The 26,488-nt window shown below is 72.2% G+C and carries 22 protein-coding genes; 12 read left to right on the forward strand and 10 right to left on the reverse strand.

Features of this window, described 5'->3' with window-relative positions; all coding sequences use genetic code 11:
* Positions 1-110: 110 nt before the first annotated feature.
* The gene (locus FBY22_RS13645; RefSeq protein ID WP_142145449.1) at positions 111-671 is read right to left on the reverse strand and encodes a TetR/AcrR family transcriptional regulator; all 561 of its coding nucleotides are present in this window, start codon (positions 669-671) and stop codon (positions 111-113) included.
* A 113-nt stretch (positions 672-784) separates the two neighbouring features.
* On the opposite strand from FBY22_RS13645, the gene FBY22_RS13650 reads away from it, so the two are divergent.
* The 3 genes from FBY22_RS13650 to FBY22_RS13660 all read left to right on the forward strand — a co-directional run bounded on the left by FBY22_RS13650 (position 785) and on the right by FBY22_RS13660 (position 2,835).
* Positions 785-1,243, forward strand: coding sequence for a nuclear transport factor 2 family protein (locus FBY22_RS13650; RefSeq protein WP_142145451.1), 459 nt, complete (start codon positions 785-787; stop codon positions 1,241-1,243).
* Positions 1,244-1,252: 9 nt separating this feature from the next.
* Positions 1,253-1,786, forward strand: a complete 534-nt coding sequence (locus FBY22_RS13655) for a flavoprotein (protein ID WP_142145453.1) — start codon at positions 1,253-1,255, stop codon at positions 1,784-1,786.
* A gap of 77 nt (positions 1,787-1,863) precedes the next feature.
* The gene (locus FBY22_RS13660; RefSeq protein ID WP_142145455.1) at positions 1,864-2,835 is read left to right on the forward strand and encodes an aldo/keto reductase; all 972 of its coding nucleotides are present in this window, start codon (positions 1,864-1,866) and stop codon (positions 2,833-2,835) included.
* Here the strand turns inward: FBY22_RS13660 and FBY22_RS13665 are convergent, their stop codons facing one another.
* Positions 2,836-3,654: a phytanoyl-CoA dioxygenase family protein gene (locus FBY22_RS13665; protein WP_142145458.1), complete on the reverse strand. Its 819-nt coding sequence runs from the start codon at positions 3,652-3,654 to the stop codon at positions 2,836-2,838.
* Between the two features lie 73 nt (positions 3,655-3,727).
* Between FBY22_RS13665 and FBY22_RS13670 the strand changes: the two genes are divergently transcribed.
* Together FBY22_RS13670 and FBY22_RS13675 are read left to right on the forward strand one after the other, a co-directional pair.
* Positions 3,728-4,633 (forward strand): helix-turn-helix domain-containing protein, encoded by a 906-nt coding sequence (locus tag FBY22_RS13670; protein WP_142145459.1) that lies wholly within the window; start codon positions 3,728-3,730, stop codon positions 4,631-4,633.
* Between the two features lie 391 nt (positions 4,634-5,024).
* Positions 5,025-6,905: an RICIN domain-containing protein gene (locus FBY22_RS13675; protein WP_260844827.1), complete on the forward strand. Its 1,881-nt coding sequence runs from the start codon at positions 5,025-5,027 to the stop codon at positions 6,903-6,905.
* 21 nt (positions 6,906-6,926) lie between these two features.
* Here the strand turns inward: FBY22_RS13675 and FBY22_RS13680 are convergent, their stop codons facing one another.
* From FBY22_RS13680 to FBY22_RS13690, 3 genes are all read right to left on the reverse strand, one after another.
* Entirely contained in the window at positions 6,927-8,180 is a 1,254-nt protein-coding gene (locus FBY22_RS13680) for an SLC13 family permease (RefSeq protein WP_174267200.1), read from the reverse strand.
* An 81-nt stretch (positions 8,181-8,261) separates the two neighbouring features.
* Positions 8,262-8,948: a DUF4232 domain-containing protein gene (locus FBY22_RS13685; RefSeq protein ID WP_142145465.1), complete on the reverse strand. Its 687-nt coding sequence runs from the start codon at positions 8,946-8,948 to the stop codon at positions 8,262-8,264.
* A 127-nt stretch (positions 8,949-9,075) separates the two neighbouring features.
* The gene (locus FBY22_RS13690) at positions 9,076-10,452 is read right to left on the reverse strand and encodes a serine/threonine-protein kinase (RefSeq protein ID WP_142145467.1); all 1,377 of its coding nucleotides are present in this window, start codon (positions 10,450-10,452) and stop codon (positions 9,076-9,078) included.
* A 19-nt stretch (positions 10,453-10,471) separates the two neighbouring features.
* Between FBY22_RS13690 and FBY22_RS13695 the strand changes: the two genes are divergently transcribed.
* The gene (locus FBY22_RS13695; RefSeq protein ID WP_142145469.1) at positions 10,472-11,041 is read left to right on the forward strand and encodes an RNA polymerase sigma factor; all 570 of its coding nucleotides are present in this window, start codon (positions 10,472-10,474) and stop codon (positions 11,039-11,041) included.
* A gap of 33 nt (positions 11,042-11,074) precedes the next feature.
* On the opposite strand, the gene FBY22_RS13700 is transcribed toward FBY22_RS13695, so the two are convergent.
* Complete coding sequence (locus FBY22_RS13700; protein ID WP_142145471.1) at positions 11,075-13,447, reverse strand: SpoIIE family protein phosphatase; 2,373 nt, start codon at positions 13,445-13,447, stop codon at positions 11,075-11,077.
* A 255-nt stretch (positions 13,448-13,702) separates the two neighbouring features.
* On the opposite strand from FBY22_RS13700, the gene FBY22_RS13705 reads away from it, so the two are divergent.
* Together FBY22_RS13705 and FBY22_RS13710 are read left to right on the forward strand one after the other, a co-directional pair.
* Positions 13,703-16,801 carry a glycoside hydrolase family 2 TIM barrel-domain containing protein gene (locus tag FBY22_RS13705; protein WP_142145474.1) on the forward strand — a complete coding sequence of 1,033 codons (3,099 nt, stop codon included), beginning with the start codon at positions 13,703-13,705 and terminating at the stop codon, positions 16,799-16,801.
* A 156-nt stretch (positions 16,802-16,957) separates the two neighbouring features.
* Positions 16,958-19,201 carry a glycoside hydrolase family 9 protein gene (locus FBY22_RS13710; RefSeq protein WP_142145476.1) on the forward strand — a complete coding sequence of 748 codons (2,244 nt, stop codon included), beginning with the start codon at positions 16,958-16,960 and terminating at the stop codon, positions 19,199-19,201.
* 6 nt (positions 19,202-19,207) lie between these two features.
* Here FBY22_RS13710 and FBY22_RS13715 read toward each other — a convergent pair whose 3' ends face one another.
* The gene (locus tag FBY22_RS13715; RefSeq protein ID WP_399211059.1) at positions 19,208-20,680 is read right to left on the reverse strand and encodes a cytochrome bc complex cytochrome b subunit; all 1,473 of its coding nucleotides are present in this window, start codon (positions 20,678-20,680) and stop codon (positions 19,208-19,210) included.
* Positions 20,677-21,429, reverse strand: a complete 753-nt coding sequence (locus FBY22_RS13720; protein ID WP_142145478.1) for a sigma factor-like helix-turn-helix DNA-binding protein — start codon at positions 21,427-21,429, stop codon at positions 20,677-20,679. The genes FBY22_RS13715 and FBY22_RS13720 overlap by 4 nt, the downstream gene beginning before the upstream one ends.
* 174 nt (positions 21,430-21,603) lie before the next feature.
* Between FBY22_RS13720 and FBY22_RS13725 the strand changes: the two genes are divergently transcribed.
* Positions 21,604-22,215 carry a hemerythrin domain-containing protein gene (locus FBY22_RS13725; protein WP_142145480.1) on the forward strand — a complete coding sequence of 204 codons (612 nt, stop codon included), beginning with the start codon at positions 21,604-21,606 and terminating at the stop codon, positions 22,213-22,215.
* Positions 22,216-22,382: 167 nt separating this feature from the next.
* Here FBY22_RS13725 and FBY22_RS13730 read toward each other — a convergent pair whose 3' ends face one another.
* Complete coding sequence (locus tag FBY22_RS13730) at positions 22,383-23,105, reverse strand: 2OG-Fe(II) oxygenase (protein ID WP_142145482.1); 723 nt, start codon at positions 23,103-23,105, stop codon at positions 22,383-22,385.
* 14 nt (positions 23,106-23,119) lie between these two features.
* Positions 23,120-23,611: a methylated-DNA--[protein]-cysteine S-methyltransferase gene (locus FBY22_RS13735; RefSeq protein ID WP_142145484.1), complete on the reverse strand. Its 492-nt coding sequence runs from the start codon at positions 23,609-23,611 to the stop codon at positions 23,120-23,122.
* A gap of 146 nt (positions 23,612-23,757) precedes the next feature.
* Here FBY22_RS13735 and FBY22_RS13740 point away from each other — a divergent pair, with 146 nt between their 5' ends.
* The 3 genes from FBY22_RS13740 to FBY22_RS13750 all read left to right on the forward strand — a co-directional run bounded on the left by FBY22_RS13740 (position 23,758) and on the right by FBY22_RS13750 (position 26,467).
* Entirely contained in the window at positions 23,758-24,003 is a 246-nt protein-coding gene (locus FBY22_RS13740; RefSeq protein ID WP_058921364.1) for a hypothetical protein, read from the forward strand.
* 3 nt (positions 24,004-24,006) lie between these two features.
* Complete coding sequence (locus FBY22_RS13745) at positions 24,007-24,384, forward strand: toxin Doc (RefSeq protein WP_142145486.1); 378 nt, start codon at positions 24,007-24,009, stop codon at positions 24,382-24,384.
* A 481-nt stretch (positions 24,385-24,865) separates the two neighbouring features.
* Complete coding sequence (locus tag FBY22_RS13750) at positions 24,866-26,467, forward strand: RICIN domain-containing protein (RefSeq protein WP_142145488.1); 1,602 nt, start codon at positions 24,866-24,868, stop codon at positions 26,465-26,467.
* Positions 26,468-26,488: the final 21 nt, after the last annotated feature.

Genomic DNA, 26,488 nt, shown 5'->3' on the forward strand with positions numbered 1-26,488 from the left:
CGCAGCCGCTTGCTCGCCCGATGCGACGGCCCGGCAGCCCGGTCGCTCATTCGGGGCGACGGGCCAGCAGCCGGTTGTCCACCCGGCGTGGCGGCCCCGCGGCCGGTTGCTCACCCCGCGCGGCAGCACCGCAGCAGTAGTTCCGCCGCCGTGCGGGCCTGGCGGGCGGGCTCGGTGCTTCGGGTGATGCCGGCGGTCACCATGGCGCCCTCCGCCAGCAGGAACAGCTGCCCGGACAGCGGGCCGGGCAGCCCGGCGGCGGACACCAGCCCCTCGACGTACTTCCGGAACTCCCCCTTGTGCAGGCGCACTTGGGCCACGACGCGCTCCGACGTGGCCCCGAGCTCGCCGTAGGAGTTGATCCACGCGCACCCGCGGAAGCCGTCCTCGGCGAACCAGCCCTCCAGCCAGTCGAAGACCGCCAGGAGCCGCTCCTCGGGATCCTCCCGGCGCGCCACGAACTCGGCGAGCCGGCCCCGCCAGCGCGCGTCGCGCCGCTCCAGATACGCCTCCACCAACTGCTCCTTGGCCGGGAACAGTCGGTAGAGCCGCTTGAGCGAGACACCCGACGCCCCCCGGATGTCGTCCATGCCGACGGACTGGATGCCCCGCCCGTAGAACAACTCCTCGGCCGCGTCCAGCACCTGCTCACGGGCGGCGGAACTGTCCATGACGACCATGCCGGGTGCGACCTTCCTTGACGTGAGAACGAGCGTTCTCCTAGGGTAGCAGCAGACCGGAGAACGCCCGTTCTCCACTGCCGTCCGCCCGCCGAGGAGGCACCATGGCCGACCGTCCGCCCCTTCCCCCCTTCACCCGCGAGACCGCCGCGCAGAAGGTGCAGGCGGCCGAGGACGCCTGGAACACCCGCGACCCGCACAAGGTGGCGCTCGCCTACTCCGAGGACTCGGTCTGGCGCAACCGCGACACCTTCGTCACCGGCCGCGAGGAGATCGTCGCGTTCCTGACCCGCAAGTGGCAGCGCGAGCTGGACTACGCCCTGCGCAAGGACCTGTGGGCCTTCGACGGCAACCGCATCGCCGTCCGCTTCCAGTACGAGTGCCACGACGCCGACGGCCGGTGGTGGCGCTCCTACGGCAACGAGCTGTGGGAGTTCGACGAGCACGGCCTGATGACCCGCCGCGAGGCCAGCATCAACGACGTGCCGATCGAGGAGGGCGAACGCCGCATCCACGGACCCCGGCCGGAAGCCGAGCGCGGGCGGTCCTTCCCCCTTCAGTAGGGTTCCCGGATGACCGAACAGGCCGGGAAACCCTTCCTCTACGTCGTCGTCTGCGCCGCCGGCATCGCGGCGGACGTGGGCAGGCTGATCACCGCCGCGCAGCAGCGGGACTGGGAGGTCGGCGTGATCGCGACGCCCGTCGCGACGAACGGCTTCTTCGACACCGAGGCCGTCGGGGCGCAGACCGGCCGCCCCATACGCTCCGCCTGGCGCACCCCGGGCGATCCGCGCCCCTTCCCGCCGCCCGACGCGGTCGTGGCGGCTCCCGCCACCTTCAACACGGTCAACAAGTGGGCGGCGGGCCTCGCCGACACCCTCGCCGTGGCGACCCTGTGCGAGGCCTGCGGCCTGGGCGTCCCGGTCGCCGTCCTGCCCTGCGTGGCCGACGCCCTGGCCACCCACCCCGCCTACCGGGACAGCCTCGTACGGCTGCGCGACATGGGCGTCCGGTTCGGCGAGCGGTACACCGGGGAGCCGGGGCGGGACGGTGTGCGGCCGGAGTTCGGCTGGGAGCGGGCACTGGACCTGCTGGACGGCGGCTGACGTCCCGCGTCGGACATGGGGCGCGCGCGAAGTCGTACGCTCCCCTCGTACCCCACCCGAAGGCAGGAGCAGTAACGATGCAGTACGTGAAGCTCGGTTCGACGGGCCTGGACGTGTCGCGGATCTGTCTGGGCTGCATGACCTACGGCCTGCCCGACCGAGGCGTGCACGAATGGACCCTCGGCGAGGAGGATTCGCGGCCGCTGATCCGGCAGGCGCTGGAGGCCGGCATCAACTTCTTCGACACGGCGAACGTGTACTCCGACGGCACCAGCGAGGAGATCGTCGGCAAAGCGCTGCGCGAGTACGCCAACCGCGACGAGATCGTGCTCGCGACCAAGGCACACGGCCGCACGCGGCCCGGCCCCAACGGCGCCGGCCTGTCCCGCAAGGCCATCATGACCGAGATCGACCACAGTCTCGGGCGCCTGGGCACGGACTACGTGGACCTCTACCAGATCCACCGTTTCGACCCGCACACCCCGGTCGAGGAGACCATGGAGGCCCTGCACGACCTGGTGAAGGCGGGCAAGGTCCGCTACATCGGGGCGAGTTCGATGTACGCCTGGCAGTTCTCCAAGATGCAGTACACCGCCGAGCGGCACGGCTGGACCAAGTTCGTGTCCATGCAGAACCACTACAACCTCCTCTACCGCGAGGAGGAACGGGAGATGCTGCCGCTCTGCGCCGACCAGGGCGTCGGTGTCCTGCCCTGGAGCCCGCTGGCCCGCGGCCGGCTCACCCGTGACTGGGGCACGGTGACCGACCGCAGCGCCAACGATGACTTCGGCAGCCGCCTCTACCCGGAGGGCGACCGCACCATCGTCGAGGCGGTCACCCGGATCGCGAACGACCGGGGCGTCCCTCGCGCCCAGGTGGCCCTCGCCTGGCTGCTGCACCAGGAGACGGTGGTGGCCCCGATCATCGGCGCGGCCAAGCCGCACCACATCGAGGACGCCGTGGCCGCGGTCGAACTCCGGCTCAGCGAGAAGGAGATCGAGGAACTGGAGCGGCCGTACACCCCGCACCCGATCGTGGGCCACGGCTGACTAATGGGGCCCCTGCGGCGCGAACTCCGTGCCGCACGGGCCCGCCCCCTCGCTCTCCGGCAGCACGACCCGCTCGCCGCTCATCGCCATCGTGCGGTAGTACGCGCCGATCCGCTCGGCCGACCGGCCCACGTAGTGCCCGATGAACGACCGCCGGAACCGGTCGGCGGTGCGGTTGGGCTGCGAGCCGTGCACCACGCTGCCGTTGAAGAACAGGACGTCGCCCGGCGCCATGTCGACCGGCACGGCGGTCAGCCCCTCGGGCGGCGCGACGTACTCCCGCGCGAACGACACGTCCGCGTCCGCCTCCTCCGGGCAGAACAGGTCCATCAGGTGCGTGCCCGGCACCACCTCAAGACCGCCGTTGTCGCGGTCGATCACATCGCAGGCCACCCAGGCCGCGACACAGGTGCCCGGCTCCACGCGCAGATAGAAGTTGTCCTGGTGCAGCGCCTGCCCCCGGGCGCCGGGCGGCTTGAAGTAGAACATGCTCTGCGCGGCCAGCACCTCCTCGCCGAGCAGCACCTCCAGCACCGTGCGCAGCCGGGCGTCCAGCAGGACGCGGCGCGCCCGCTCGTTGATCTCGTGCGGCTGCATCACCCTCGGGTAGGCGGCCAGGGGGTCGGTGCCCGCCCGCGGCTGGAAGTGCCCCGGCACCGGGCCCCCCGCGTGCAGCGCCGTGAACTCCGCGCGCAACAGGTCGATCTCGTCGTGCCCGAACAGCCCGCGCAGGACGGTGAACCCGTCCTCCTGGAACTGCCGCAGCCCGTCCGCGGTCAGCGGTGAACCCTCGACGGCGCCGATATCCGTGGCTGTCATCCTGCTCCTCCTTCTCGGGACTTTCAGAGGTGTCATCCGCCTTCTAAGCTAGGCGGCTGCCACGCACCGGAGGATGCCCGTGAACGCTGACCGATTGCCCGAGGCTGCTGCGCCGCCGCCGGGCCTGGTCGTGATCGGCCGCTACGACGAGCTCCCGGGGTACGGGATCAGCCGCCCGGGCGGAGCCGAGAGCTGGCTCTTCCTGTGGACGACCGGTGGCCGCGGCCGGGTGCGCCAGGGGCGGGCGGAAGTCACGGCCGGCACCGGTGACCTGGTCGTGCTGGCACCCGGGGCACCGCACCGGTACGCCGTCGAACCGGGCGCCGAGGGCTGGCGGTTCTGGTGGGTCCACTGCCAGGGCCGGCCGGCCTGGACACCGTGGCTGCGCCCGTACGACGCCGGCGACGGCCTGTACGCCGTCACACCGGCCCCCGCCGCCGTGCACGGCCGGGTGGAGACCGCCTTCGGGCGGATGCTCGCCGACGCGCGCTGGACCGGGACCGAGGCTCCGCCCGCGACCGCACCCCGCCACGACCGCGTGGCCGTGGCGCACGGGACCGCCGCCCGCGAACTCGCCCTGTCCTCCCTGGAGGAGATCGTCCTGCTCACGGCGGCCACGGCCCGGCCGCCCGCGACGGGGCCCGGCATCGACGAGCGGGTGCGCCGGGCCGAGGCGCTCATCGCCGCCGACCCGGCCGGCCCGCACACCGTCCGCTCGCTCGCCGCACGGGTCTCCCTGTCGCCCTCCCGCTTCGCCCACCTGTTCACCGAGCAGTTGGGCCGGTCGCCGATGCGGGCGCTGCGCGAGGCGCGGCTGCGGCACGCGGCCCTGCTGCTGGAGGGCAGCGACCTGTCCGTGGAGCGGGTGGCGGCGGCTTCGGGGTTCGCCAGCCCGTTCCACTTCAACCGGGTCTTCCACGACCGGTACGGGGTGCCGCCCGGCGTGTACCGGGCGTGCGGGTCAATGGTTGGCGAGTGAGCGGGCGTACGCCGGAGCGCCAGAGGGCGCATGTGGTGAGGCGGGTCGGTCAATGGTTTTCGCGCGGTGTCCCGGTCGTGTGACGCGAATAACGTTCCGCGGCATTGACGTTTCGTCAATATCGCACGCCGGGCACGGAATGCACAAAACCGCGAGATCCCTTGTTCCGCTTCGCTGACCTGTGCAAAGGTGTGCGTCGGCGGCGCACAGAAAACGCATGTTTTCACTGTGCGCGCGAGGCCTCTCCCGTTCGTCCCGGGCTCCAAAAGAGCCGTTTCCGGCAGACGTTCGAGATGCCGAACCCTGTACGAGTGGATGTCGTCGCCTTGTCGACGTATCCCCATACCAATTGGTATGGACTTTATGTGCGTGCCCCGAGAGGAATGCAGCCGTGAACGACGCCGGCCTGTCGAATTCCCCCACATCTGCCCGCCGGTTCGAGGTGACGGACGAGCAACTGAGTGCCGAACTCAAGAAGTGGACCGGATCGTCGCCCGCGCTGCAGCCCGTCGGTGAACTCCTGGACCGGCACTGGGAGGCGGGGTTCGCCTACGCCCGGTTGTGCACCGACGGCACGCCCTCAGCGGGAATGCTCACGACCGCCGCCTTCACCCGGCTCTTCGGCGAGACACTCCGGCAGAACGGCCCCACCTCCGCCTGGCGCCCCCAACTCCTCGTCACCGTGCGCCGTATCGCCGCCGAATGGGACAACGACCACCGTCGCGAACACCTCCACCCGCAACTGCGCTCCGAGGCGGACGGCGGGGAGCACGTGGCGGCCCGGCTGCTGCCGCCACCCCACCGGCGCCTGCTGTCCGGGGCGTTCCAGCGGCTGCCCCAGTCGTCCCGCTGCCTGCTGTGGCACGTCGAGGTCGAGGCCGAGCCCATCGAGATACCCGGCGCGCTGCTCGGCCTGGACGCGGAGGACGCTCGAATCGAACTCGGACGGGCCCGCGAGCGGCTGCGCGAGGAGTGCCTCCAGGTCCACCGCGAACTCGCCCCCGAGCAGGAGTGCCGGCGCTATCTGCGCATGCTCGACGTGACCTACCGGCGCGGCGGAGCCGACGTCGACCCCGACCTGGCCGCGCACCTCGCCCGCTGCCGGCACTGCCGGTACACCGCGGACCAACTCGCCCAGTTCAACCAGGCGATCGGCCTCGCACTGGCCGAGGCGGTCCTCGGCTGGGGCGCCCAGGCCTATGTGGAGTCCAGACTCGCCGGCCCCGTCGAGGGCAGCGCGCTGCCCGAGGAACTCCGCCCCCCGGTGATGGCGGGCGAGCCCTTCTTCGCGCCGCCCGGCATGCCCCCGGCCCCCGCCCGGACCGTCGCCGGCGGCGGACCCCGCCCCGGCGGCGGTACCGCCTCCCGCCGGTCGGACCGCAAGGCCGCCCGGCGCGCCGCGGCCCGCCGCCGCAACCTCACCGCGGCCGTCCTCACGGTGAGCGGACTGATCGTCATTCCGCTCGTGCTGTGGGCCGTCCTCGGCAACGGCGACCACACCACGCCGGCCGGCGGCGGCCACCCCTCCCGGACGCCCGGCCCGGCGAAGAGCACCCCGACCGGCAACCCGTCCTGGATCAGCGCGAGCGAGGCGTCCCAGGGCAACGTCCAGGGGCGGCTGCACAACGTCGGCTCCGGCCTCTGCGTGTCGGTCGTCGGCAAGAAGGCCGTCGAGGGCGCCGAGACCGAACTGGCCTCCTGCTCCTCGGCCGGCACTCAGCAGTGGCGCTACGAGACCGACGGCCGGCTGCGCAGCGTCGCCGACCCCGAACTCTGCCTCGACTCCCACCTCGGCTACTCGGTGGTGCTCGCACCCTGCACGGGCGGCGTCCAGAAGAACATCCGCTACGACTTCACCCTGCGGGGCGCGCTGGTGCCGCGCTGGAACCAGGACCTGGCCATGGCCCCCGCCGCCACCGACGGCTCGGGCGCCCTGGTGCTCAAGACCCGCCAGGACAGCGGCGTGCAGCGCTGGGCCTTCGACACTGTGAAGGCCGACCTGCAGATGCAGGTCGTCAACTGGGACGAGGACACCACGCCCGTTCCGACACCCACCCCCACGCCCACGCCCAAGGCGGCCGACAAGCCGACGCCCTCCGCCACCCCGACGACCGCGCAGCCCGCGCCGACACCGTCGAGCGGCTACCCGACGAACCCGTACTGCTACTACAACCCGTACTACTGCGGCGCGGGCGGGTACGGCGGCGGCAATGGAGGCGGCTACGGCGGTGGTGGCTACGGCGGTGGTGGCTACGGCGGAGGCCGCCACTGACCCGGCGAGGCGCCCGGCGGCTCAGCCCACGACCTGCAACGACAGCCACAGCGCCGCCACGGCCGGCACCAGGGCGGCCGGGGTGGCCAGCAGGCCCAGCCGGGTGAACTCCCCGAGGCCCACGTCGTGTTCGTGCCGGTGCACGATCCGCCGCCACAGCAGCGTGGCCAGCGAACCGGCGTACGTCAGGTTGGGGCCGATGTTCACCCCGAGCAGCACCGCCAGCACGGCGCCCGGCCCGGCCGCGGCGGTCAGCGGCAGCAGGACCAGGACCGCGGGCAGGTTGTTGATCAGGTTCGCCAGGACGGCGGCCAGCACGGCGACGCCGAGCAGCGCGAGCAGACCGGAACCGGACGGCACAATGCGGTCGAGGGCGTCGGCCAGGCCGTTGTCGACCACCGCCCGCACCACGATCCCCAGCGCGAGCACGAACGCCAAGAACGCCGGCGCCGAGGCCCGCACGACCGTCAGCGGCGTCGCCTTCCGCCGTACGAGCGAGCGGCCGGCCAGCACCAGCGCGCCCGCGGCGGCCACCCAGGCCGGCTCCACGCCCACGGCGGAGGCCACGGCGAACCCGGCCAGCGTGCAGCCCACGGTGACCAGCGCGAACAGGGGCAGCTCAGGTGTCTCGCCCGGCCCGCAGGGCTGGGCGGCGATCCTCAGGTCGTCGCCGAAGAAGCGGCGGAACACCACGTACTCGGCGCCGATCGCGACGAGCCACGGCAGCGTCATCAGCAGGGCGAACCGGGTGAAGCTCAGCCCGCTCGTCTCGAACGCGAGCAGGTTCGTCAGATTGGACACGGGCAGCAGCAGCGAGGCTGTGTTCGACAGATGGGCGCACGCGTACAGGTGCGGCCTGGCCCGGACGCCCGCCCGGGCCGCGGTGGCGAACACCACCGGCGTCAGCAGCACCACCGTGGCGTCCAGGCTGAGCACGGCCGTGATCACCGAGGCCAGCATGAACACCGCGCCCAGCAGCCGCCCCGGGGAGCCCGCGGCCCGACGGGCCATCCACGCCCCGCACGCCTGGAAGAGCCCCTCGACGTCACAGAAGTGAGCCAGTACCAGCACGGCAGCGAGAAAGCCGACGACGGGCCCGAGCCGCGCGGCCTCCTCCCGCGCGTGGCCGAGCGAGATCGCGCCCGTGGCGATGACGAGCCCCGCGGCGGGAACGGCCAGCACCGCCTCCGGCAGGCCCTTCGGCCGCAGGACGGCGAAGGCGAGGACGGCGACGAGCAGGAGGACGGACAGCGTCTCGGCGAGCGGGGTGTTCAGGGCAGGGTCCTTCGGAGCGGATCGGGGCGGGATGATCCATCAAAGCAGCTCACGGTAAGAAAGCGCTCCCGCCCCTACCGCTCAGGCGCCGGAGCCCGGGTTGAACACCGTCAGGAACACCGAGGACGAGTTGCCCGACACGGGTACCTGACCGCCCGTCCACGTCACCTTCAGGGAGGCCCGCTCGTCCGGCGGAGTCACCAGCAGCGCCGCCGGGGTGGCCGGGTCCGCGCCGCTGACCTCCGGGTTGGAGAAGGTCAGTCCCGCCCAGGCACTCCGGCCCGGGGCCAGCGTCACGGTCGTCGGGGTGCTCCCCGACTCGCGCTTGGGATCCGGTCCCAGCTGCTTGCCCGACGCGTCGACGAACGCGGCGCCCGGGAAGCCGCGCACCGTGCAGGTACGGGAGGAGGCGTTGGTCAGCACGATCGGGAAGTTCTCCTGCCCGGCCCCGGGGTCGTTGCGTCCTACGGAGGCCCGCAGCTCGGAGGTGTGGCACCGACCGGAGGCGCCCGCCGCCGAGGTCGCGGTCTTGGACGGCTTGACGGTCGCGGCCTCGCCGGACGGGCCCGTCGACTGGGTCGCGGAGTCGGTCGCCGTCGCGGGCGCGCTCGTGGAGCCGTCCGTGGCGGGCGCCGCCGTGCCGGGCAGGGTCGTCGGAGAGCTCGCCGTGCCGTCGCCGCCGCTGCCGCAGGCCGTCAGCAGGCCGAGCAGCGCGGCCGTGCCCGCGAGCAGGGCCGTCCGCTGGACGGAGGGGGACTTCTTCGCCATGGTCCTCAGCACTCCCAGTGTCTTCACGCACCCGCCGCGGCGGGTGGGTACGGCGCTCTGTGCCCCGTCATGTATGTCCGATGCGCGCCGGGACGAAAAAGTTCTGGCGCGAGAAGAGTGTGCCTGGTCAGTTTCCGAGGTGTACCGAAGTCAGGACATGATCGGTTGCCGTCGCCCCGCCCCGCTCGCGGATCTGCACGTACACGCCCGGCCGCCCGGTGCCGTGGGCGGGGGCGAGCGCGGCCTCGGTGACGGACCCGCCCGAGCCCAGGCAGCCGCTCCACACGCGGACCCTGCCGTGCCACACGGTGCCCGAGTACCCGTGGGCGCCGTCGTAGTGGCAGCCGGGGTGGGTGAGGGCGTCCACCGCCGCCGTGAGATCCCCGTCGCCGGTCCGGCCGACGAACACGCCGTTCACTTCCGCCGTCAGGTCCTGCCACCTCGTCAGGTCGTCCGCGACGACGAACCCCGGCTGGTGTCCGGCGGGCAGGCCCAGCACGCGCGGATCCCATCCCGAACCGCGCAGCTGCCGTCCCCAGGCACGGGGCACCTCGGCCGCGACCCGGCCCGTCGCGTCCGTCGCGCGCACGTCGGCGGGCGGGGTGGGGGAGCGGTCCGACACCGCCAGTGGTACGGCGACCGCGGTGGCGGTGGCGCACACCGCCAGGGCGCCGGCCAGCGCCAGGACCCTTCGGCGCGGGCGGGGCCGGTGTCCGGGGGCGGCGAGGCGCTCCAGCTCCTCGGCGAAGGCCCGCGCGCTGGGCCAGCGCCGTTCCCTGTCCGGCTCCAGCGCCCGCAGCAGCGCCCGCCGCACCGCCGGGTCCAGCCCCGGACGCAGCCGGTCGGGCCGCGCGATCCTGCCGGGCTCGCCCGGGACCGCGCCGGTGACCAGGTGGTATCCGAGCGCCCCCAGGCTGTACACGTCGGCGCGCGCGTCGATGCCGCTGCCCGCGGTGGCCTGCTCCGGCGGCCGGTAGCCCGCCGACCCGGCGGCCTGGGTGAGGCCGGACGCCTGTGCCAGGCTCTTGGCCAGCCCCAGGTCGGCCAGCAGCACCCGCGAGCCGCCGCCGGGGGAGGCGCACAGCAGTACGTTGCTCGGCTTGATGTCCCGGTGCACGATCCCCGCCTCGTGCAGTGCGGCCGCGCCCCGGGCGGCCGACGCCGTCAGCCGCAGCGCTTCGGGCACCGGCGGCACACCGGCGGCGACCAGGTCGGCGAGGGTGCCGCCGTCGGCGTACTCCATGACGAAGTACGGCCTTCCGTCCGGCAGTTCACCGATGTCGTGGACCTGCACGACCCGATCGGAGCCGGCCTGCCGAAGCATCCGCGCCTCCGCCAGGAAGCGCTCGCGGACATCCAGACGGTGGGACCAGTTGTCGGCGAGGACCTTGACCGCCACCGGCGCCCGCAGCTCGTCGTCGTGCGCCAGCCAGACGGTGCCGAACGCGCCCGCGCCAAGGCGCCGTTCGAGCCGGTAGCGCCCGATCCGCTCGACGGAGTGCATACGACTATCATGCCTGGCCGTGGACCGATCCCGAGCAGAACACCTGGTCGCGCCAGTCGAGGACCTCGCCCGGCACGCGGCGGCCGGGGACCGCGCGGCGCTGGAGGAACTGCTGCAGGCGGTCCGGCCCGAGGTCCTGCGGCGCTGCGGCCGGTTCCTGCCCTGCCGGGAGGATGCCGAGGAGGCGGCCCAGGACGTCCTGCTGCAACTCGCCAGGAAGATCGGCACGTTCGAGGGGCGCAGCCGCTTCGGCACCTGGCTGCACACCGTCGTGGCCAACTGCTGCCGGCAGAAGTACCGGGAACTCAAACGGCGGTCCGCCGAGGTGCCCGCCCCGGCGGAGGAGGTGCCGCGGGCCGACCCGCGCACCACCAGCGTCATCGCCGGCTCCCGCGTCGACCTGCTGGAGGCGCTGGAGCGGCTGGAGCGCGAACACCCGCAGCTCGTGGAGCCGTTGGTCTACCGGGACATCTGCCAGCTGGAGTACGCAGAGGCCGCCGAGCGTGCCGGGATTCCGCTGGGTACGTTCAAGTCGCGGCTGCACGAGGCGCGCCGGCAGGTCAGGCCCTGGCTGGCGGACACGTCCTGAGCGGGCGCGGCGCCGACCGTGGCTCCGGCGCGGTCACTCCGCGTCGAGCAGTCCGATCTCCGCCCAGATCGTCTTGCCCTCCGCCGTGTGCCGGCTGCCCCAGCGCTGGGTGAGCTGCGCGACCAGCAGCAGTCCGCGGCCGCCCTCGTCCCACGTCTTGGCGCGCCGCAGGTGCGGGGCCGTGTGGCTGGTGTCGGACACCTCGCAGATCAGCGTGGCCGCGTCGTGGATAAGCCGCAGCCGGATGGGGTGGGCGCCGTACCGGATCGCGTTGGTGACCAGCTCGCTCACCACCAGCTCGGCGGTGAACGCGGCCTCCTGCAGGCTCCAGTTGTCGAGCTGCTCGACGACCTGCTTGCGGATCGGGGCGACCAGCGCCGGGTCGGCGGGGATGTGCCAGGTCGCCACCTGGGAGGCGGGCAGACCGCGGGTGCGGGCCAGCAGCAGCGCCACGTCGTCCTGGGCGCCGCCCGGCGGCAGCAGGGCGTGCAGGATCCGGTCGCAGGTCTCGTCCAGCGAGTCGGAGTACGTGGCCAGGGCGTCGCACAGCAGCCGGTGGGCGGCGTCCACGTCCCGCTCGCGGGTCTCGATCAGGCCGTCCGTGTAGAACGACAGCACGCTGCCCTCGCGCAGGTCCAGCTCGGCGCTCTCGAACGGCAGCCCGCCCAGACCCAGCGGCGGCCCGGCCGGCAGCTCCACCTGATCGGGCGCGCCTCCCGGCGGGACCACCACCGGCGGCGGATGGCCGGCGCGGGCGAGCGTGCAGCGCCGCGACACCGGGTCGTAGACCGCGTACAGGCAGGTGGCGCCGACCTCGCCGGGACTGCCGTCGCCACCCGCCTCGTCGGACAGCCGTACCACCAGGTCGTCCAGGTGGGTCAGGAGCTCGTCCGGGGCGAGGTCGATGTCGGCGAGGGTGCGCACGGCGGTGCGCAGGCGGCCCATGGTCGCCGAGGCCTGGATGCCGTGGCCGACGACGTCCCCGACGACCATGGCCACCCGCATCCCGGACAGCGGGATCACGTCGAACCAGTCGCCGCCCACCCCGGCGCGCGCCGCCGGGAGGTAGCGCGAGGCGGCGTCCACGGCGGCCGTGCGCGGCAGCGAGCGGGGCAGCAGACTGCGCTGCAGGGCGAGGGCGGTCTCCCGCTCCCGGGAGAAGCGGCGGGCGTTGTCGATGCACACGCCGGCCCGCGCGGTGATCTCCTCCGCCAGCAGCACGTCGTCCGCCGTGAACGGGTCCGGCCGCCGGAACCGGGTCAGGACCGCGACCCCGAGGGTCAGCCCGCGGGCCTGGATGGGCACCGACATCGTGGAGTGGATGCCGTACTCCCTGACCCGGTCGGCGCGCGCCTTGTGCCAGCTCAGCCACTGGTCGATGTCTCCCTGGGCGACCGAGGCGACGATCGTGCGGCCCGCCGTCAGCGAGTCGGCCTGGGGCGAACCGGCGGGGTAGTGCTCGATCTGCCCGGGCTTGAGGACGGCTTCCGGGGTGCCGGGGTTCACCGAGCCGTGCGCGGCGCGGCGCAGGCCGATCGGGGCGCTCAGCCGCGGCGCGAGCTCGCCGTGCTCCGTCGGGTCCAGCAGGTCGATGCTGACCAGGTCGGCCAGGGCCGGGACGAAGACGTCGGCCAGCTCCTGCGCCGTACGGGCGACGTCGAGGGTGGAGCCGATGCGCACGCTCGCCTCGTTGACCAGTTGCAGCCGCTCCCGGGCGAGGTAGTTGTCGGTGAAGTCGTGGGCGGCCAGGCACACGCCGCGCACCTGCCCCGCCGCGTCCCTGACCGGGGCCATCCGGGCGAGCCAGGCGTGTGCGCTGTCCTCACCGCCGGTGCGCATCCACGTCTGGACGTCCAGCGCCCGCCCGCTGGTGAGCACCCGGAGCATGTGCCGCTCCAGTTCCTCGCTCTCGGGCCTGCCGCCGATCTCGGGCAGGCGCAGTCCCTGCATGAGGTGCTCGGGCAGCCCGATCACGTCGGCCATGGCGTCGTTGACCCGGCGCAGCCGCAGCCGGTCGTCGTAGACGGCGACGGCGCAGGGCGACTGGGTGAGCGCCGCCGTGGCCAGCGGGTCGTCCGCGGGGGGCGGACCGCCGCCGTCCAGGGGGCTCACCACCAGCCAGCGGCCGGGGCCGCCGACCCGCGCGGGCCAGTGATGCGCGAGCAGCCAGGTGGAGACCTCGTGGCCGTCGCGGTGGCGCAGCGTGACCGTGCCGTCCCAGCGGGGGCCCAGGGGCGTGGGGACCTCCGTATCGGCCAGCAGACCATGGGCGGGGCGCCCCACGACGTCGCCGGCCGGCCAGCCCAGCAGGAGCTCGGCGCCCGCGTTCCACTCGACGAGCGTGCCGGAGTCGTCGACGACGGCCCGAGCCGTCGCGGCATCGTCGAACGGATACTCCGGGCCCATCGCCACTCCATCGCGAACACTCACAGTGAACCGCTGGGTCACTTCGGTTCCAGACTAGTCCGTCGGCGTCCGACGCGGACGCCGAACCCCGTCGCCCGCGCGGCGGGCCGGTCAAGGGGGAAATCCGGCCGTTGCGCCCTCCTGAGGCAGAACGCGCTTGCCGCACCCTTGACGCCGCCGACTGGCCCTCCGTCAGAATCTGTTTGTTCACGATCAGTTGTGAGTACTTCTGGGCCCTGATGAGGGAGAGCCGTCATGACGGTCACTCGCAGATCGGTTTTGCTCGCCTCCACCGCCGCGCCGGCGGCCGGAGTGCTCCTCGCCACCCCGGCGGCCCGGGCCGCCGAGGCCGCCGGGAGCGCTTCCGGCCGGCTGACGGTGGCCCTGCGTGACGGCTGGCGCTTCGCGCTGGTCGACCCGGGCGGCATCACCGATCCGACCGGTGCCTACGCGGGCGCCCCCGACCCCGGTTACGACGACTCGGCGTGGCGCGAGGTCGCCGTCCCGCACGACTGGAGCATCGAGCAGACCCCCACCACCGAGCACGGCACCACCAGCGGCACCGGCTTCTTCCCCGGCGGCCTCGGCTGGTACCGCCTGGCCTTCACCCTCCCGGCCGCGCTCGCCGGCAAGCGGATCTCGGTGGAGTTCGACGGTGTCTACATGGACTCCTACGTGTACTGCAACGGCACCCAGGTCGGCCGCCATCCCTACGGCTACACCGGCTTCGCCCTCGACCTCACCGACGTCGTGCACACCGACGGCACGACCACGAACGTGATCGCCGTCAAGGTCCAGAACCAGCTCCCCAGCAGCCGTTGGTACTCGGGCAGCGGCATCTACCGCGAGGCCCGCCTGGTGATCACCGAGCCGGTGCACGTGGAGCGCTGGGGCACGTACGTCACCACGCCCGACATCACGACCGAGCGGGCCGTCGTCAGGGTGCGCACCGCGGTGGTGAACGAGTCGGGCGCCGCGAGCCGGGTCGAGATCAGGTCGGCGGTGAAGGACCCGCGCGGCCGCACGGTGGCCCGTGCGGCGACCACCGTCACGGTCACCGACAGAGCGGCCGAGACCCATGAACTGACCGTGCCGAAGCCCCTGTTGTGGGACTTCGCGACCCCGGAGCACCGCTACACCCTGGCGACCGAGCTGCGCGTCGGCGGCAGACCCGTCGACACCCGCGACACCACCTTCGGCATCCGCGACTTCCGTTTCGACCCCGACGAGGGCTTCTCCCTCAACGGCACCCCCGCCAAGGTCAAGGGCGTCGACCTCCACCACGACCAGGGCGCCCTCGGCGCCGCCGTCAGCATCGACGCGGTCCGCCGGCAGATGACCATCATGAAGTCGATGGGCGTCAACGCCTTCCGCACCTCCCACAACCCGCCCTCGCCGCAGATGATCCAGGTCTGCGAGGAACTGGGCATCGTGATGATGGTCGAGGCCTTCGACTGCTGGAGGACCGGCAAGACCAAGTACGACTACGGGCGGTTCTTCGACGAGTGGTGCGAGAAGGACGCCACCGAGATGGTCCTGGCGGCCCGGAACTCGCCCGCGGTGGTGCTGTGGTCCATCGGCAACGAGATCCCCGACTCCACCTCGACCGCCGGCCTCGCCATGGCCGACCGCATCATCGGCGCCGTCAAGGCAGCCGACGACACCCGGCCGCTGGTCATCGGCTCCGACAAGTACCGCAACCCGCCCGCCAAGGGCTCCGCGGCCGACCTGATGCTGGCCAAGCTCGACGGGCTCGGCCTCAACTACAACACGGCCAGGTCGGTCGACGCGCTGCACGCGGCCTATCCGCACCTGTTCCTCTTCGAGTCCGAGTCGTCGTCGGAGACCTCGACCCGCTCGACGTACCAGGAGCCCGAACACCTCAACACCGGCGAGAACCACACCCCGGGCAGGCGCGCGACCTCCTCCTACGACAACAACCTCGCCTCCTGGACCATGAGCGGCGAGTACGGTCACAAGAAGGACCGGGACCGGAAGTGGTTCGCCGGGCAGTTCCTGTGGTCCGGCATCGACTACATCGGGGAGCCGACCCCGTACAACGTCTTCCCGGTGAAGGCCTCCTTCTTCGGCGCGGTGGACACGGCCGGCTTCCCGAAGGACATGTACCACCTCTTCCGCAGCCAGTGGACGGCCGAGCCGATGGTGCACCTGCTGCCCATGAGCTGGAACCACGAGCAGGGCGACACGGTCGAGGTGTGGGCCTACTCCAACGTCGAGACGGTCGAGCTGTTCCTCAACGGCAAGTCGCTCGGCACCCGTTCGTTCGACACCAAGAAGACGGTCGACGGCCGGACCTATCTGGAGACCACCGAGGCGACCGGCGACGACAAGACCTTCACCGGCGGCCCCTACCCCGGCAGTTACACCAGCCCGAACGGCAGCGCGGGCAAGCTCCACCTGATCTGGAAAGTGCCGTTCGCACCGGGCGAGTTGAAGGCGGTGGCCCGGCGGAGCGGCAAGACGGTCGCGACCGACGTGCTGCGGACGGCGGGCAGGGCGCACGCCGTACGGCTCATCCCCGACCGCGAGTCCGTCGCCGCGGACGGGCGGTCGCTGCTGTTCGTGACGGCCGAGATCGTCGACGCGCGCGGGGTGGTGGTGCCCGACGCCGAGGACCTGATCACCTTCGACGTGGACGGTGGCTCCCTCGCCGGACTCGACAACGGCCGCGAGGAGAGCGCCGAGCGCTACCAGGCCACCACCCGGACCGCCTTCCACGGCAAGGCGCTCGCCATCGTGCGCTCCGGCACCGAGGCCGGCCGGTTGAAGGTGACCGCGCGGGCCCAGGGCCTGCGGGCCGGTACGGCGGCCGTGCGTACCACCCCGGCCCGCTCGGCCGCGACGACGCCTCCGCCCAAGTTCGCCCCCGAGCAGCCACCTGCCCCGAACCACCCTCTGGCGGACGCCAGTTACTCCGGACGCCCGGACACCCTGCCCGCCGCGATGCTCGACGGCGACGCGGCCACCGGCTGGTCCAACGCCTTCGCCAAGTCGGCCACCGCCCTGCTGCCCGCGTTCGGCGGAGCCCGGCCGAAGGACTGGGTGTCGGTGGACTTCGGCAGGCGCCGGACCATGAGCCGGGTCGAGGTCTCCTTCACCGTGGACGCGACGCACGGCCTGCCGGCGTCCGTCGAGGCGGCCGTGTGGGACGGCGACGCGTTCGTGCCGGTCACGGGGGCATCCGTCGACTGGGCCGGCACCTCGGACGCGCCCAGCGTCATCGCCTTCGACGCGGTGACCGGCTCCCGGCTGCGGCTCACCCTGACCAGCCGACACCCCGGTGAGGCCGCCGGCGCGGTGCGGATCAGCAAGCTGGAGGTGCCCGCCGGCTGACGTACCGGTCGACGGCCCGGGCGGGAACCAGTCCCGTCCGGACCGTTGACGCGGTGTCATGGCGCCAACAAGCATGTGCTGCGTCCGCATCTGGGAGCGCTCCCATCGCTGGGGTGATTGGGAGCGTCCCCGCACCTCCGCCCGAGGAGCCCAGACGTGAAACGACGCAGAACCGTCCTGCTGGCCCTGACCGCCCTGCTGGGCGCGGCGCTGACCGGCCTGCCCGCCGGCCCGGCCGTCGCCGACGAGGTCGAGCAGCTCAAGAACGGCACCTTCGACACCACCACCGATCCCTGGTGGACGACGACCAACGTCACCGCGGGACTGTCCGGCGGGCAGCTGTGCGCGGATGTGCCCGGCGGCACCACCAACCGCTGGGACGCGGCCGTCGGCCAGAACGACGTCACCCTCGTGAAGGGGGAGTCGTACAAGTTCAGCTTCAAGGCGTCCGGTTCGCCCGCGGGGCACGTGGTGCGGGCGATCGTGGGCCTGCAGGTGTCGCCCTACGACACCTACTTCGAGGTGAGTCCGCAGCTCAGCGTCTCGGGCGACACCTACGCGTACACCTTCACCTCGCCCGTCGACACCACCCAGGCCCAGGTCGCCCTCCAGGCCGGCGGCAGCGCGGACGCCTGGCGGCTGTGCATGGACGACGTCTCGCTGCTGGGCGGTGTCCCGCCGGAGGTGTACCACCCCGACACCGGCCCACGGGTGCGCGTCAACCAGGTCGCCTATCTGCCCTCCGGCCCCAAGAATGCCACCCTGGTCACCGACGCCACGGCGAAGCTTCCCTGGCAGCTGAAGAACGCGGGCGGCGCGACGGTCGCCCACGGCTGGACCGTGCCGCGCGGCACCGACGTCTCCTCCGGGCAGAACGTCCACTCCATCGACTTCGGCGGCTACCGCAAGGCCGGCAAGGGCTACACGCTGGTCGCGGACGGGGAGACCAGCCGGCCGTTCGACATCGGCGGAAGCGCGTACGAGCGGCTGCGGCTGGACTCCGTGAAGTACTACTACACGCAGCGCAGCGGCATCGCGATCCGTGACGACCTGCGCCCGGGATACGCCCGCCCCGCCGGCCACCTCGACGTGGCACCCAACCGGGGCGACTCGAAGGTCCCCTGCCAGCCCGGCGTGTGCGACTACACCCTCGACGTCACCGGCGGCTGGTACGACGCCGGCGACCACGGCAAGTACGTCGTCAACGGCGGCATCGCCACCTGGGAGCTGCTGAGCACCTACGAGCGTGAACGCCTGGCCCTCACAGGCGAGTCGGCGAGACTGGGCGACGGCACGCTGGCCATCCCGGAGAGCGGCAACAAGGTGCCCGACATCCTCGACGAGGCCCGCTGGGAGCTGGACTTCCTGCTGAAGATGCAGGTCCCGGACGGACAGCCGCTGGCCGGCATGGCCCACCACAAGATCCATGACGCGCAGTGGACGGGCCTGCCCCTGCTGCCCAGCGACGACCCGCAGAAGCGCGAACTGCACCCGCCGTCCACCCAGGCCACCCTGAACCTGGCCGCCACCGCGGCGCAGGCCGCTCGCCTGTACCGGCCCTACGACCGCGCCTTCGCCACGAAGGCCCTGACCGCCGCACGCAAGGCCTGGTCCGCCGCGCTCGCCCACCCCGCCATGTACGCCTCGGCGAGCGACGCCACCGGAGGCGGCGCGTACGACGACACCAACGCCACCGACGAGTTCTACTGGGCGGCCGCGGAGCTGTATCTCACTACCGGGGAGAAGCAGTTCGCCGACTACGTGCTGAACTCGCCCGAGAACACAGCCGACATCTTCGGCCCCAATGGCTTCGACTGGGGCCGGACGGCGGCCGCCGGACGCCTGGACCTGGCGATGGTGCCCAGCAAGCTGCCCGGCCGTGACAAGATCCGCCGGTCCGTGGTGAAGGGCGCCGACCGCTACCTGGCCACGCTCGCCGCCCAGCCGTACGGCATGCCGTATGCCCCCGACAAGAACCTGTACGACTGGGGCTCCAGCCACCAGGTCCTCAACAACGGGGTCGTCCTGGCCACCGCCTACGACATCACCGGCGCCTCCAAGTACCGCGACGGCGCGGTCGAGACCATGGACTACATCCTCGGCCGCAACGCGCTGAACCTCTCGTACGTCACCGGTTACGGCGAGGTCAACTCCCACAACCAGCACAGCCGTTGGTACGCGCACGAACTCGACCCGAACCTCCCGAACCCGCCGAGCGGGACCCTGGCCGGCGGAGCGAACTCCTCCATCCAGGACCCCTACGCGCAGAGCAAACTCCAGGGCTGCGTCGGTCAGTTCTGCTACATCGACGACATCCAGTCCTGGTCGACGAACGAGACGGCCATCAACTGGAACGCGGCCCTGGCCCGGATGTCCTCCTTCGTGGCGGACCAGGGCTGAGGCCCCTCAGGGCCGGGGCTCGCGCTCCACGAGTTCCCTCTGCCGCCGGTGGGCAGTGAGGGTGTGCAGCTCGGCCTGGTCGAGCGGCTGGTGCACCTCGACGTACTCCCCGTGCGGCAGCCGCTTGATCACGCCGGTCTCCCGGCCGTGCAACACCAGTTCCGCGTCGCGGAGTTGAAGCCCGAGGCAGATGCGGCGGGTGATGACGAAGACGACTGCCGGGAGCACGAAGACGGCGACCCGCACCGTCCAGGTGACCGTGTTGATGGACAGGTGCAGCCGGGTGGCCACGATGTCGTTGCCGCCGCCCGCGAGCAGGATCAGATAGAGGCTGATCCAGGCCGCGCCGATCGCGGTGCGGACCGGACGGTTGCGCGGGCGGTCCAGCAGGTGGTGCTCGCGCCGGTCACCGGTGACCCGGGCCTCCAGGAACGGGTAGACGCCGATGAGGACCAGCAGCAACGGGAACACCATGATGGGTATCAGCACCCCGAGGACCAGGGTGTGGCCCCACAGCGTGACCTCCCAGCCCGGCATCACCCGCACCAGGCCCTCCGCGAAGCCCAGGTACCAGTCGGGCTGGGCACCCGTGGAGACCTGGTCGGGGCGGAAGGGGCCGTAGACCCAGACCGGGTTGATCGTCGCCACCGCGGCGACGAGCGAGAGCGCGCCGAAGACGAGGAAGAAGAAGCCGCCCGCCTTCGCCAGGTACACCGGCATGAACGGGGTGCCGATCACGTTGCGTTCGGTCCGCCCGGGGCCCGCGAACTGGGTGTGCTTGTGGTACACGACCAGGATGAGGTGTGCCACCACCAGCGCCGCCATGATGCCCGGGATCAGCAGGATGTGCAGCGAGTAGAACCGCGCCACGATGTCGTGGCCCGGGAACTCGCCGCCGAAGAGGAACATCGACAGGTACGTCCCGACGACCGGCACCGACAGCAGCGCCCCGTTGACGAACCTCAGGCCCGTGCCCGACAGCAGGTCGTCCGGCAGCGAGTAGCCGAACAGGCCCTCGAACAGGCCGAGGAACAGCAGCGTCCAGCCGAACACCCAGTTGACCTCGCGCGGTTTGCGGAACGAGCCGGTGAAGAAGTGCCGCATCATGTGCGTCAGCATCCCGGCGACGAAGACGAGCGCCGCCCAGTGGTGCAGCTGCCGGATCAGCAGCCCGCCGCGCACGTCGAAGCTGATGTGCAGCGTGGAGGCGTACGCCTCGGACATGCGGACGCCGTTGAGGGGGACGTAACTGCCGTGGTACGTCACCTCGTTCATCGACGGGTGGAAGAAGAGGGTGAGGTAGACGCCGGTCAGGACGAGGACGACGAAGCTGTACAGGCAGATCTCGCCCAGCAGGAAGGACCAGTGGTCCGGGAAGACCTTGCGCAGGTACTTCCGGCCGAGCGTGTGGATGCCGAGCCGGCCGTCGAGCCAGTCGGCGACGCGCTCGCCCCTGCCGGACGTGCGGATGTCGGTCACTCCTCCTCCTTGTGCACGTGCGTGAGCTTGTCGGGGTTGGTCACGATGTACAGGCCGCTGACCCGGTCGCCCTCGGGCGTGAGGTCCATGACCATCACGGCGTACGGGGAGTCGCCCTGGAACACCACGGCAGCGTCGTCGCCGTTGACCCGGCGGTAGCGCAGCTCCAGGCCCTGCTCGGCGCGCCGGCCGGCGTAGGAGGCGATGAGGCGGACGGCCTTGTCCCGGCCGTGCACCGGGCGCAGACCGGCCGGCTTCCGCTTGCCGCCGCCGTCCGTCCACACAGTGACGTCCGGTGCGAGGATCTCCATCAGCTCCCCGATGTCCCCGCCGAGCGCGGCCCGCACGAACCGCTCGGTCGCCTCCCGGCGGACCCGGGGATGGGCGCGGTACAGCGGCCGCCGCGCGTGCACGTGGGCCCGCGCGCGGTGCGCGAGCTGCCGTACGGCCGCCGGGGTGCGGTCGATGATGTCCGCGATCTCGGTGTGGGGGTAGCCGAAGACCTCGTTGAGGACGAACACCGCGCGCTCCAGCGGGGTCAGCGACTCCAGGACCACCAGCATCGCCAGGGAGACGGACTCGGTGCGCAGGGCGCGGCCGGTCCAGGACAGCCAGGTCTCCTGCAGGACGTCCTCGGTGTCGGCGACGGAGCCCAGCACGTTGTAGACGAGGCTGAACAGCAGCTCCCGATGCTCCATGTAGACGTCGGTCGCCTCGTCCGTGGCCGGACTTCCCGAGTTCTGTGTCATGTCGGTGGGGCCTCCCCGTCGGCGTACTCACTACTGCGAGGCCCGGGAGGGGTCCGAATGTGACATGGGGAGGCCGGAATGTGACCCAGCTCTCAGAAAGACGCGGTCGCGTCACACTCCCCGTCCGCGCCGGCCTCTGGAACGCGAGTCCGACGCAAGGAGACGAGCGATCCGATGAACATCGACTTCACCGCCATGTACGCCTCCCACGACGCCTTCCGCCGCGACCTCGACCGGCTCGCGCGGGCCGTCGCCGCCGGCCGGGCGGACACACCCGGTGTCCGCGCCGGCTGGGAGAACTTCACCCGCCAGCTGCACATCCACCACACCGCCGAGGACGGCGAGCTGTGGCCCCGGGTCAGGGACCGCGTCGCCGGCCGCCCGCGCGATCTCGAGCTGCTCGACGAGATGGAGGCCGAGCACTCCCGCATCGACCCCCTGCTCGCTGCCGTGGACACCGCGCTGGCCGACCGCGCGCCCGAACTGCCGGAGCTGGTGGCGGCGCTCCGGGCCACCCTCGACGACCACCTGAAGCACGAGGAGGACGGCGCACTGCCGCTGATGCAGGACGTCCTCACGGCCGCGGACTGGGCCGCCTTCACCGGCCGCATGCGGCAGACCCAGGGGCTGCGCGGCGCCTCGGTGTTCGTGCCGTGGATCGTCGACGGCGCCCCACCCGCCGACCGCGCGGCCTTCCTCAACGCCGTACCGCCCCCGGTCCGCATCCTCAACAGGCTTCTGTGGCAGGGGAGTTACCGGCGCAGGGGGTTGTGGGCGGAAGCCTAGGGTCTGTCGTTCGGACCAGGTCGGCTGCAGGGGCCGGTGCCTTGCGGCCGAGCCGAGCGGGGCCGTGGGGGAGTCGGCGAGTGACGACAACGCCGCCAGGGGTGCCTCCTCTGGGGGGGGTGGGTGTGCCGGACCCCGCGACGCCGAGCTGATCCGGACGACGGACACTAGGCCGCATCGTGGAAGACGATGCCCAGGGCGCGGCGGTGGCCGGAGCGGACGGTGCTCACGCCGTGCCGCATCGCTCCGGCCGACCAGCCGCGCCGGCCGCGCACGGGCCGGTCCCGGGTCGTGAACACCAACCCGTGACCCTGCGGGAGGGCGGTGGCGGTGCCGCGGGACTGGGCCCTGGACCGCTGCTCGACCATCAGGAACTCGCCGCCCGTGTAGTCGGTGCCGTACTCGTCGAGTCCGACCACCACCTGGAGCGGGAAGAGCAGTTCGCCGAACACGTCCCGGTGCAGTGCGTTCCAGTCGCCCTCGGTGTAGCTGAGCAGGATCTGCGCCGAGCGGTTCTGGCCGGCGGCGTGGCACCGCTCCAGCCAGTCCGCCAGCTCGTCCGGCCACGGCGCCGGACAGCCGAGCCGGTCCGCCCACTCCCGGGCGACCGGCAGCAGGCGCGGGTACAGCGCGGCGCGCAGGGCGGCCACGGGCGCGGGCAGGTCGTGGGTGAAGTACCGGTACTCCCCGGAGCCGAACCGGTGCCGCGCCATGTCGACCGTGGTCCGGAACAGCTCCGGCTTCTCGTACAGCGCGGCCAGGTCGCGGCACTCGGCGGGGGTGAGCAGCCGCCGGGTGGGGGCGCTGCCGTGCACGTCGAGTTCGGCGGCGAGCGCGGTCCAGTCGGTGTCCGCGACACGGTCGCGGGCGCGTGCCTCGGTCAGCGTCATGGCGTCTCCTTCCCTCACGCGAGCATCGGCTGCAGCGCGCCTTCGTGCGTGAGCAGCCGCACCTTGTTCTCGACGCCGCCCGCGTAGCCGCGCATCGAGCCGTCGGCGCCGATCACCCGGTGGCACGGGCGGACGATGAGGAGGGGGTTGGCGCCGATCGCGGCGCCCACGGCGCGGATCTCGGCGCGCGGCACGTGCAGCCGGGCGGCGAGCTCCCCGTACGTGGTGGTGCCGCCGTAGGGGATGTCGTCGAGTGCCCGCCACACCCTGAGCTGGAAGTCCGTGCCCTCGGGCGCGAGATCCAGGTCGAATCGGGTGAGCCGGCCCGCGAAGTAGGCGCCGAGCTGCCGCGCGGCCTCGTCGAGGGGGCCGCCGTCGGGCAACCGCTCGGCACGCTCGCGTGGCGTGTTCCGCTGTCCGGGCAGGGACACGGAGGTGAGCGCGGTTCCCTCGCCGCCCAGCAGCAGTTCCCCCAGTGGGCTGTCGATCGTCGTGTAAGTGGTCATGGCTCCAGTCTGCTGGCCCGCACGGCCTGCGACCGGCGGGAATCGGACGTGGAACTGGGGTCGGCCGAGCGCCGGAAGGTACCACCTCGCAGGTGCTCTGAACAGGGGGTATTTACGATCCAGTACCCCGACGGTACCGTGAGGGCATGCCAGCACTGAATGTGGAGTTCAGCGATCGGGAGCTCGAGGACCTGCGGCAGATCGCCAAGGAACGCGGTACGTCGATGAAGGCGCTCGTGCGGGAGGCCGCCGCCGCCGACATAGCCCGGCACCGGGCCCTGCAAGAGGGTGCAGAAGCGTTTCGCCGCTTCTTCGCCTCCCATGCCGACGAGTTCGCCGCCGCCTTCCCCGACGACGAACCGCCCACCGCGGGCGAGGGGCGGGTCGCCTGACCGATGGCATCCGTCATCCACATCGACGTGCCCTGGCTGCTCCAGCGCCACGAAGAGGTCCTGCCGGACCAGCCCACCGTCAACGACTTCTCCGCGCTGGTCGCCGCCGTCGCCCGCCACCGGGTCGACCCGCCGCGCCTCGGCGTGGACTCCGACCCGGCCTGGCGTGCCGCGGCCCTGTTGCACACCCTCGCGCTGCTCAAGCCGCTGCCGTCGGCCAACGCCCGTTTCGCCTGCGCGACCGCGGTGGCCTACATGTTCGTCAGCGGCGCCGGTATCGACCCGCCCTACGGCGCCCTCGTCGACCTCGCCCGCGACCTGATCTCCGGCAAGGCCGACGTCTACGGCGCGGCCGACCGGCTGCGCTCCTGGCAGATCTGAGACGCCCTTCTGGGCCGCCGACCCAGGGCGGGAGGAACAGGGTCGGCGGCCCGCGCGGCGCAGGAGAGCCGCCGTCCTGCGCGTGGCCTTCTCAAAGGGGTCGCTTCCCAGTGCACTTCGGGATGGTGCGCGCCGGGAGCGTGCGCGGGGCGCCGGCGCGTGCGCCTGTTTCACACGGGGCGCATGGAATGCGGAAAGCTCCAGTGGACGCGGCGTGTCGCTCTTGTATCTGACTTTCTTTCAACGAGGCGGATGTTGCTCAAGTGCCTTGTTGGCTTGGGTGCGTTGTGCAAGGGTGAGCTAGCCGTGCGGGGGGAATGTCCGGGTCTCGTTCGTCCAATCCAGGGGGAGCCGGGTCGGACGGTCGTACCCGAATTCACGCTCCGCGCGCCCGCCGTCCAGAAGGTGTGCACCAACCAGGGGGCCTTTGCGGCGGCCACTGTGCCCGTGTGTCCTATGCGCCTGGGAAGGATTCCGCTCAGTGCCCACCCCCCACCCCCCTCGTCCGCCCCACCCGCCCGTCGGCGGGGTTTCCGGAGAATCCGACGAGCACCTCGCCGCCCGGCTCCGGGGCCGCCCCGACCCGGAGGTGTCCCGATCCGTGGCGCTGCTCATGACACGCCACTGGCAACCCGCCCGCGACTACGCGGGCATCTGTCTGTCCACCCGCGGCGAATCCGCTTCCATGGTGACGTCCGCCGCCTTCCACCAGGTGCTCGACCGGCTGGCGCTGGGCGAGCCGGGCGTCGCCCTGCGCCCCCGCTTACTCGTCGCCGTGCGTGACACGGTGCGGACGTGGTCGGCGGACGACCGGCTGGCCGCCGTTCTGCCGGAGCTGCACAAGCCCTCCGGAGCGCGCGGTATGCGTTCGGCGAAGTTCATGACGCCCGAGAACCGAAAGCTCGCCGACCGTTCATTCCAGGCTCTCCCCGGAGTCGGCCGGTGTTTGCTCTGGCACACCGAGGTGGAGGCGGAACCGATATCCGTACCCGCCGGCCTGCTGGGCATGGATACCGAGACCGCCACGGCCGCGCTCGAACAGGCGTGGGAGAAATTCCGCGAAGGTTGTGTACAAGCCCACCGGGAACTGGCGCCGACCAAGGATTGCCGGTTCTACAACCGTCTCCTCGATGTTCCGATTCGCCGGGGCGGGGCGTTGCTGCCCGATGTGCAGCAACATCTGACGGAGTGCCGCTACTGCCGTTTCGCCGCCGAACAACTGAGCCATTTCGAAGGCGGGTTGGGAGTGCTCCTCGCCGAGGCGGTGCTCGGCTGGGGCGCGCGCCGCTATCTCGACTCCAGACCCGGGCGCGCGAACCTGCCGACGCGCCCTCGGGGCTCCGCCCGGCACGGCGGCGGCCGGCAGCGCATCCTGCCCCGCATCCCGATGCCCGGCCGCGGACCCGAGGGCTTCCCGCGCGCGTCGCGGGCACTGCTGACCGGCGTCGGCGTCGCCTCGGCGGGACTCATCGCCGTGTTCGCCGTCGTCGGCCTGTGGTCCCACGACGACGGGGTCGACCCGGCCGCGTCCAACAGCGCCAGCGACGGGGCGACGCCGGGCACCGGGGCCGACTCCACGCCCAGCACCGCACACCTGCCCTCGGCACCGGGAACGTCCCGGCTGCGCAACGCCGGCGCCGGCCTGTGCCTGGACATCGAGGGTGAGGTGAAGGCGGGGGCCGGGACCGAGTTGGCGCAGTGCTCCCGCGCGGTGACCCAGCAGTGGTCGTACGAGACCGACGGGCTGTTGCGCAGTGAGGCGGACCCGGATCTGTGCCTGGACTCGCACGTCGACGCCGGGGTTGTCGTGCTGGGTGAATGCGCCGGGGACAAGGGGACGCGGCGCAACGACGTGCGCTACGACCTGACCGTGCAGGGGGAGTTGCTGCCCCGCTGGGACGAGCGGCTCGCGCTGGCGGCCACCACGGCCGACACGGACGCCGACATCGTCGTCAAGGTCCGGAACGGCTCCCCGGCCCAGCGGTGGCTGGCCGACCCGGGGGCCTCCGCGAGCCCGGGGTCGCTGTCGATCACCGGCACGGGGCGGCCCCAGGTGCGGTCGGCGGCGGGTCGGGGCGCCTGACGTGTGCGGGCGGGTGTCGCG

Source organism: Streptomyces sp. SLBN-31, assembly GCF_006715395.1.
In the GTDB taxonomy this organism is placed as follows: Bacteria; Actinomycetota; Actinomycetes; order Streptomycetales; family Streptomycetaceae; genus Streptomyces.

Bases quoted from the DNA above. Each gene is read 5' to 3' on its own strand.
- FBY22_RS13645 (WP_142145449.1), bottom strand. From the start codon at position 671: ATGGACAGTTCCGCCGCCCGTGAGCAGGTGCTGGACGCGGCCGAGGAG.
- FBY22_RS13685 (WP_142145465.1), bottom strand. From the start codon at position 8,948: ATGGCGAAGAAGTCCCCCTCCGTCCAGCGGACGGCCCTGCTCGCGGGC.
- FBY22_RS13720 (WP_142145478.1), bottom strand. From the start codon at position 21,429: ATGACACAGAACTCGGGAAGTCCGGCCACGGACGAGGCGACCGACGTC.
- FBY22_RS13700 (WP_142145471.1), bottom strand. From the start codon at position 13,447: ATGGGCCCGGAGTATCCGTTCGACGATGCCGCGACGGCTCGGGCCGTC.
- FBY22_RS13670 (WP_142145459.1), top strand. From the start codon at position 3,728: ATGCCCGTGAACGCTGACCGATTGCCCGAGGCTGCTGCGCCGCCGCCG.
- FBY22_RS13705 (WP_142145474.1), top strand. From the start codon at position 13,703: ATGACGGTCACTCGCAGATCGGTTTTGCTCGCCTCCACCGCCGCGCCG.
- FBY22_RS13740 (WP_058921364.1), top strand. From the start codon at position 23,758: ATGCCAGCACTGAATGTGGAGTTCAGCGATCGGGAGCTCGAGGACCTG.
- FBY22_RS13690 (WP_142145467.1), bottom strand. From the start codon at position 10,452: ATGCACTCCGTCGAGCGGATCGGGCGCTACCGGCTCGAACGGCGCCTT.
- FBY22_RS13725 (WP_142145480.1), top strand. From the start codon at position 21,604: ATGAACATCGACTTCACCGCCATGTACGCCTCCCACGACGCCTTCCGC.
- FBY22_RS13745 (WP_142145486.1), top strand. From the start codon at position 24,007: ATGGCATCCGTCATCCACATCGACGTGCCCTGGCTGCTCCAGCGCCAC.
- FBY22_RS13730 (WP_142145482.1), bottom strand. From the start codon at position 23,105: ATGACGCTGACCGAGGCACGCGCCCGCGACCGTGTCGCGGACACCGAC.
- FBY22_RS13665 (WP_142145458.1), bottom strand. From the start codon at position 3,654: ATGACAGCCACGGATATCGGCGCCGTCGAGGGTTCACCGCTGACCGCG.
- FBY22_RS13660 (WP_142145455.1), top strand. From the start codon at position 1,864: ATGCAGTACGTGAAGCTCGGTTCGACGGGCCTGGACGTGTCGCGGATC.
- FBY22_RS13655 (WP_142145453.1), top strand. From the start codon at position 1,253: ATGACCGAACAGGCCGGGAAACCCTTCCTCTACGTCGTCGTCTGCGCC.
- FBY22_RS13650 (WP_142145451.1), top strand. From the start codon at position 785: ATGGCCGACCGTCCGCCCCTTCCCCCCTTCACCCGCGAGACCGCCGCG.
- FBY22_RS13735 (WP_142145484.1), bottom strand. From the start codon at position 23,611: ATGACCACTTACACGACGATCGACAGCCCACTGGGGGAACTGCTGCTG.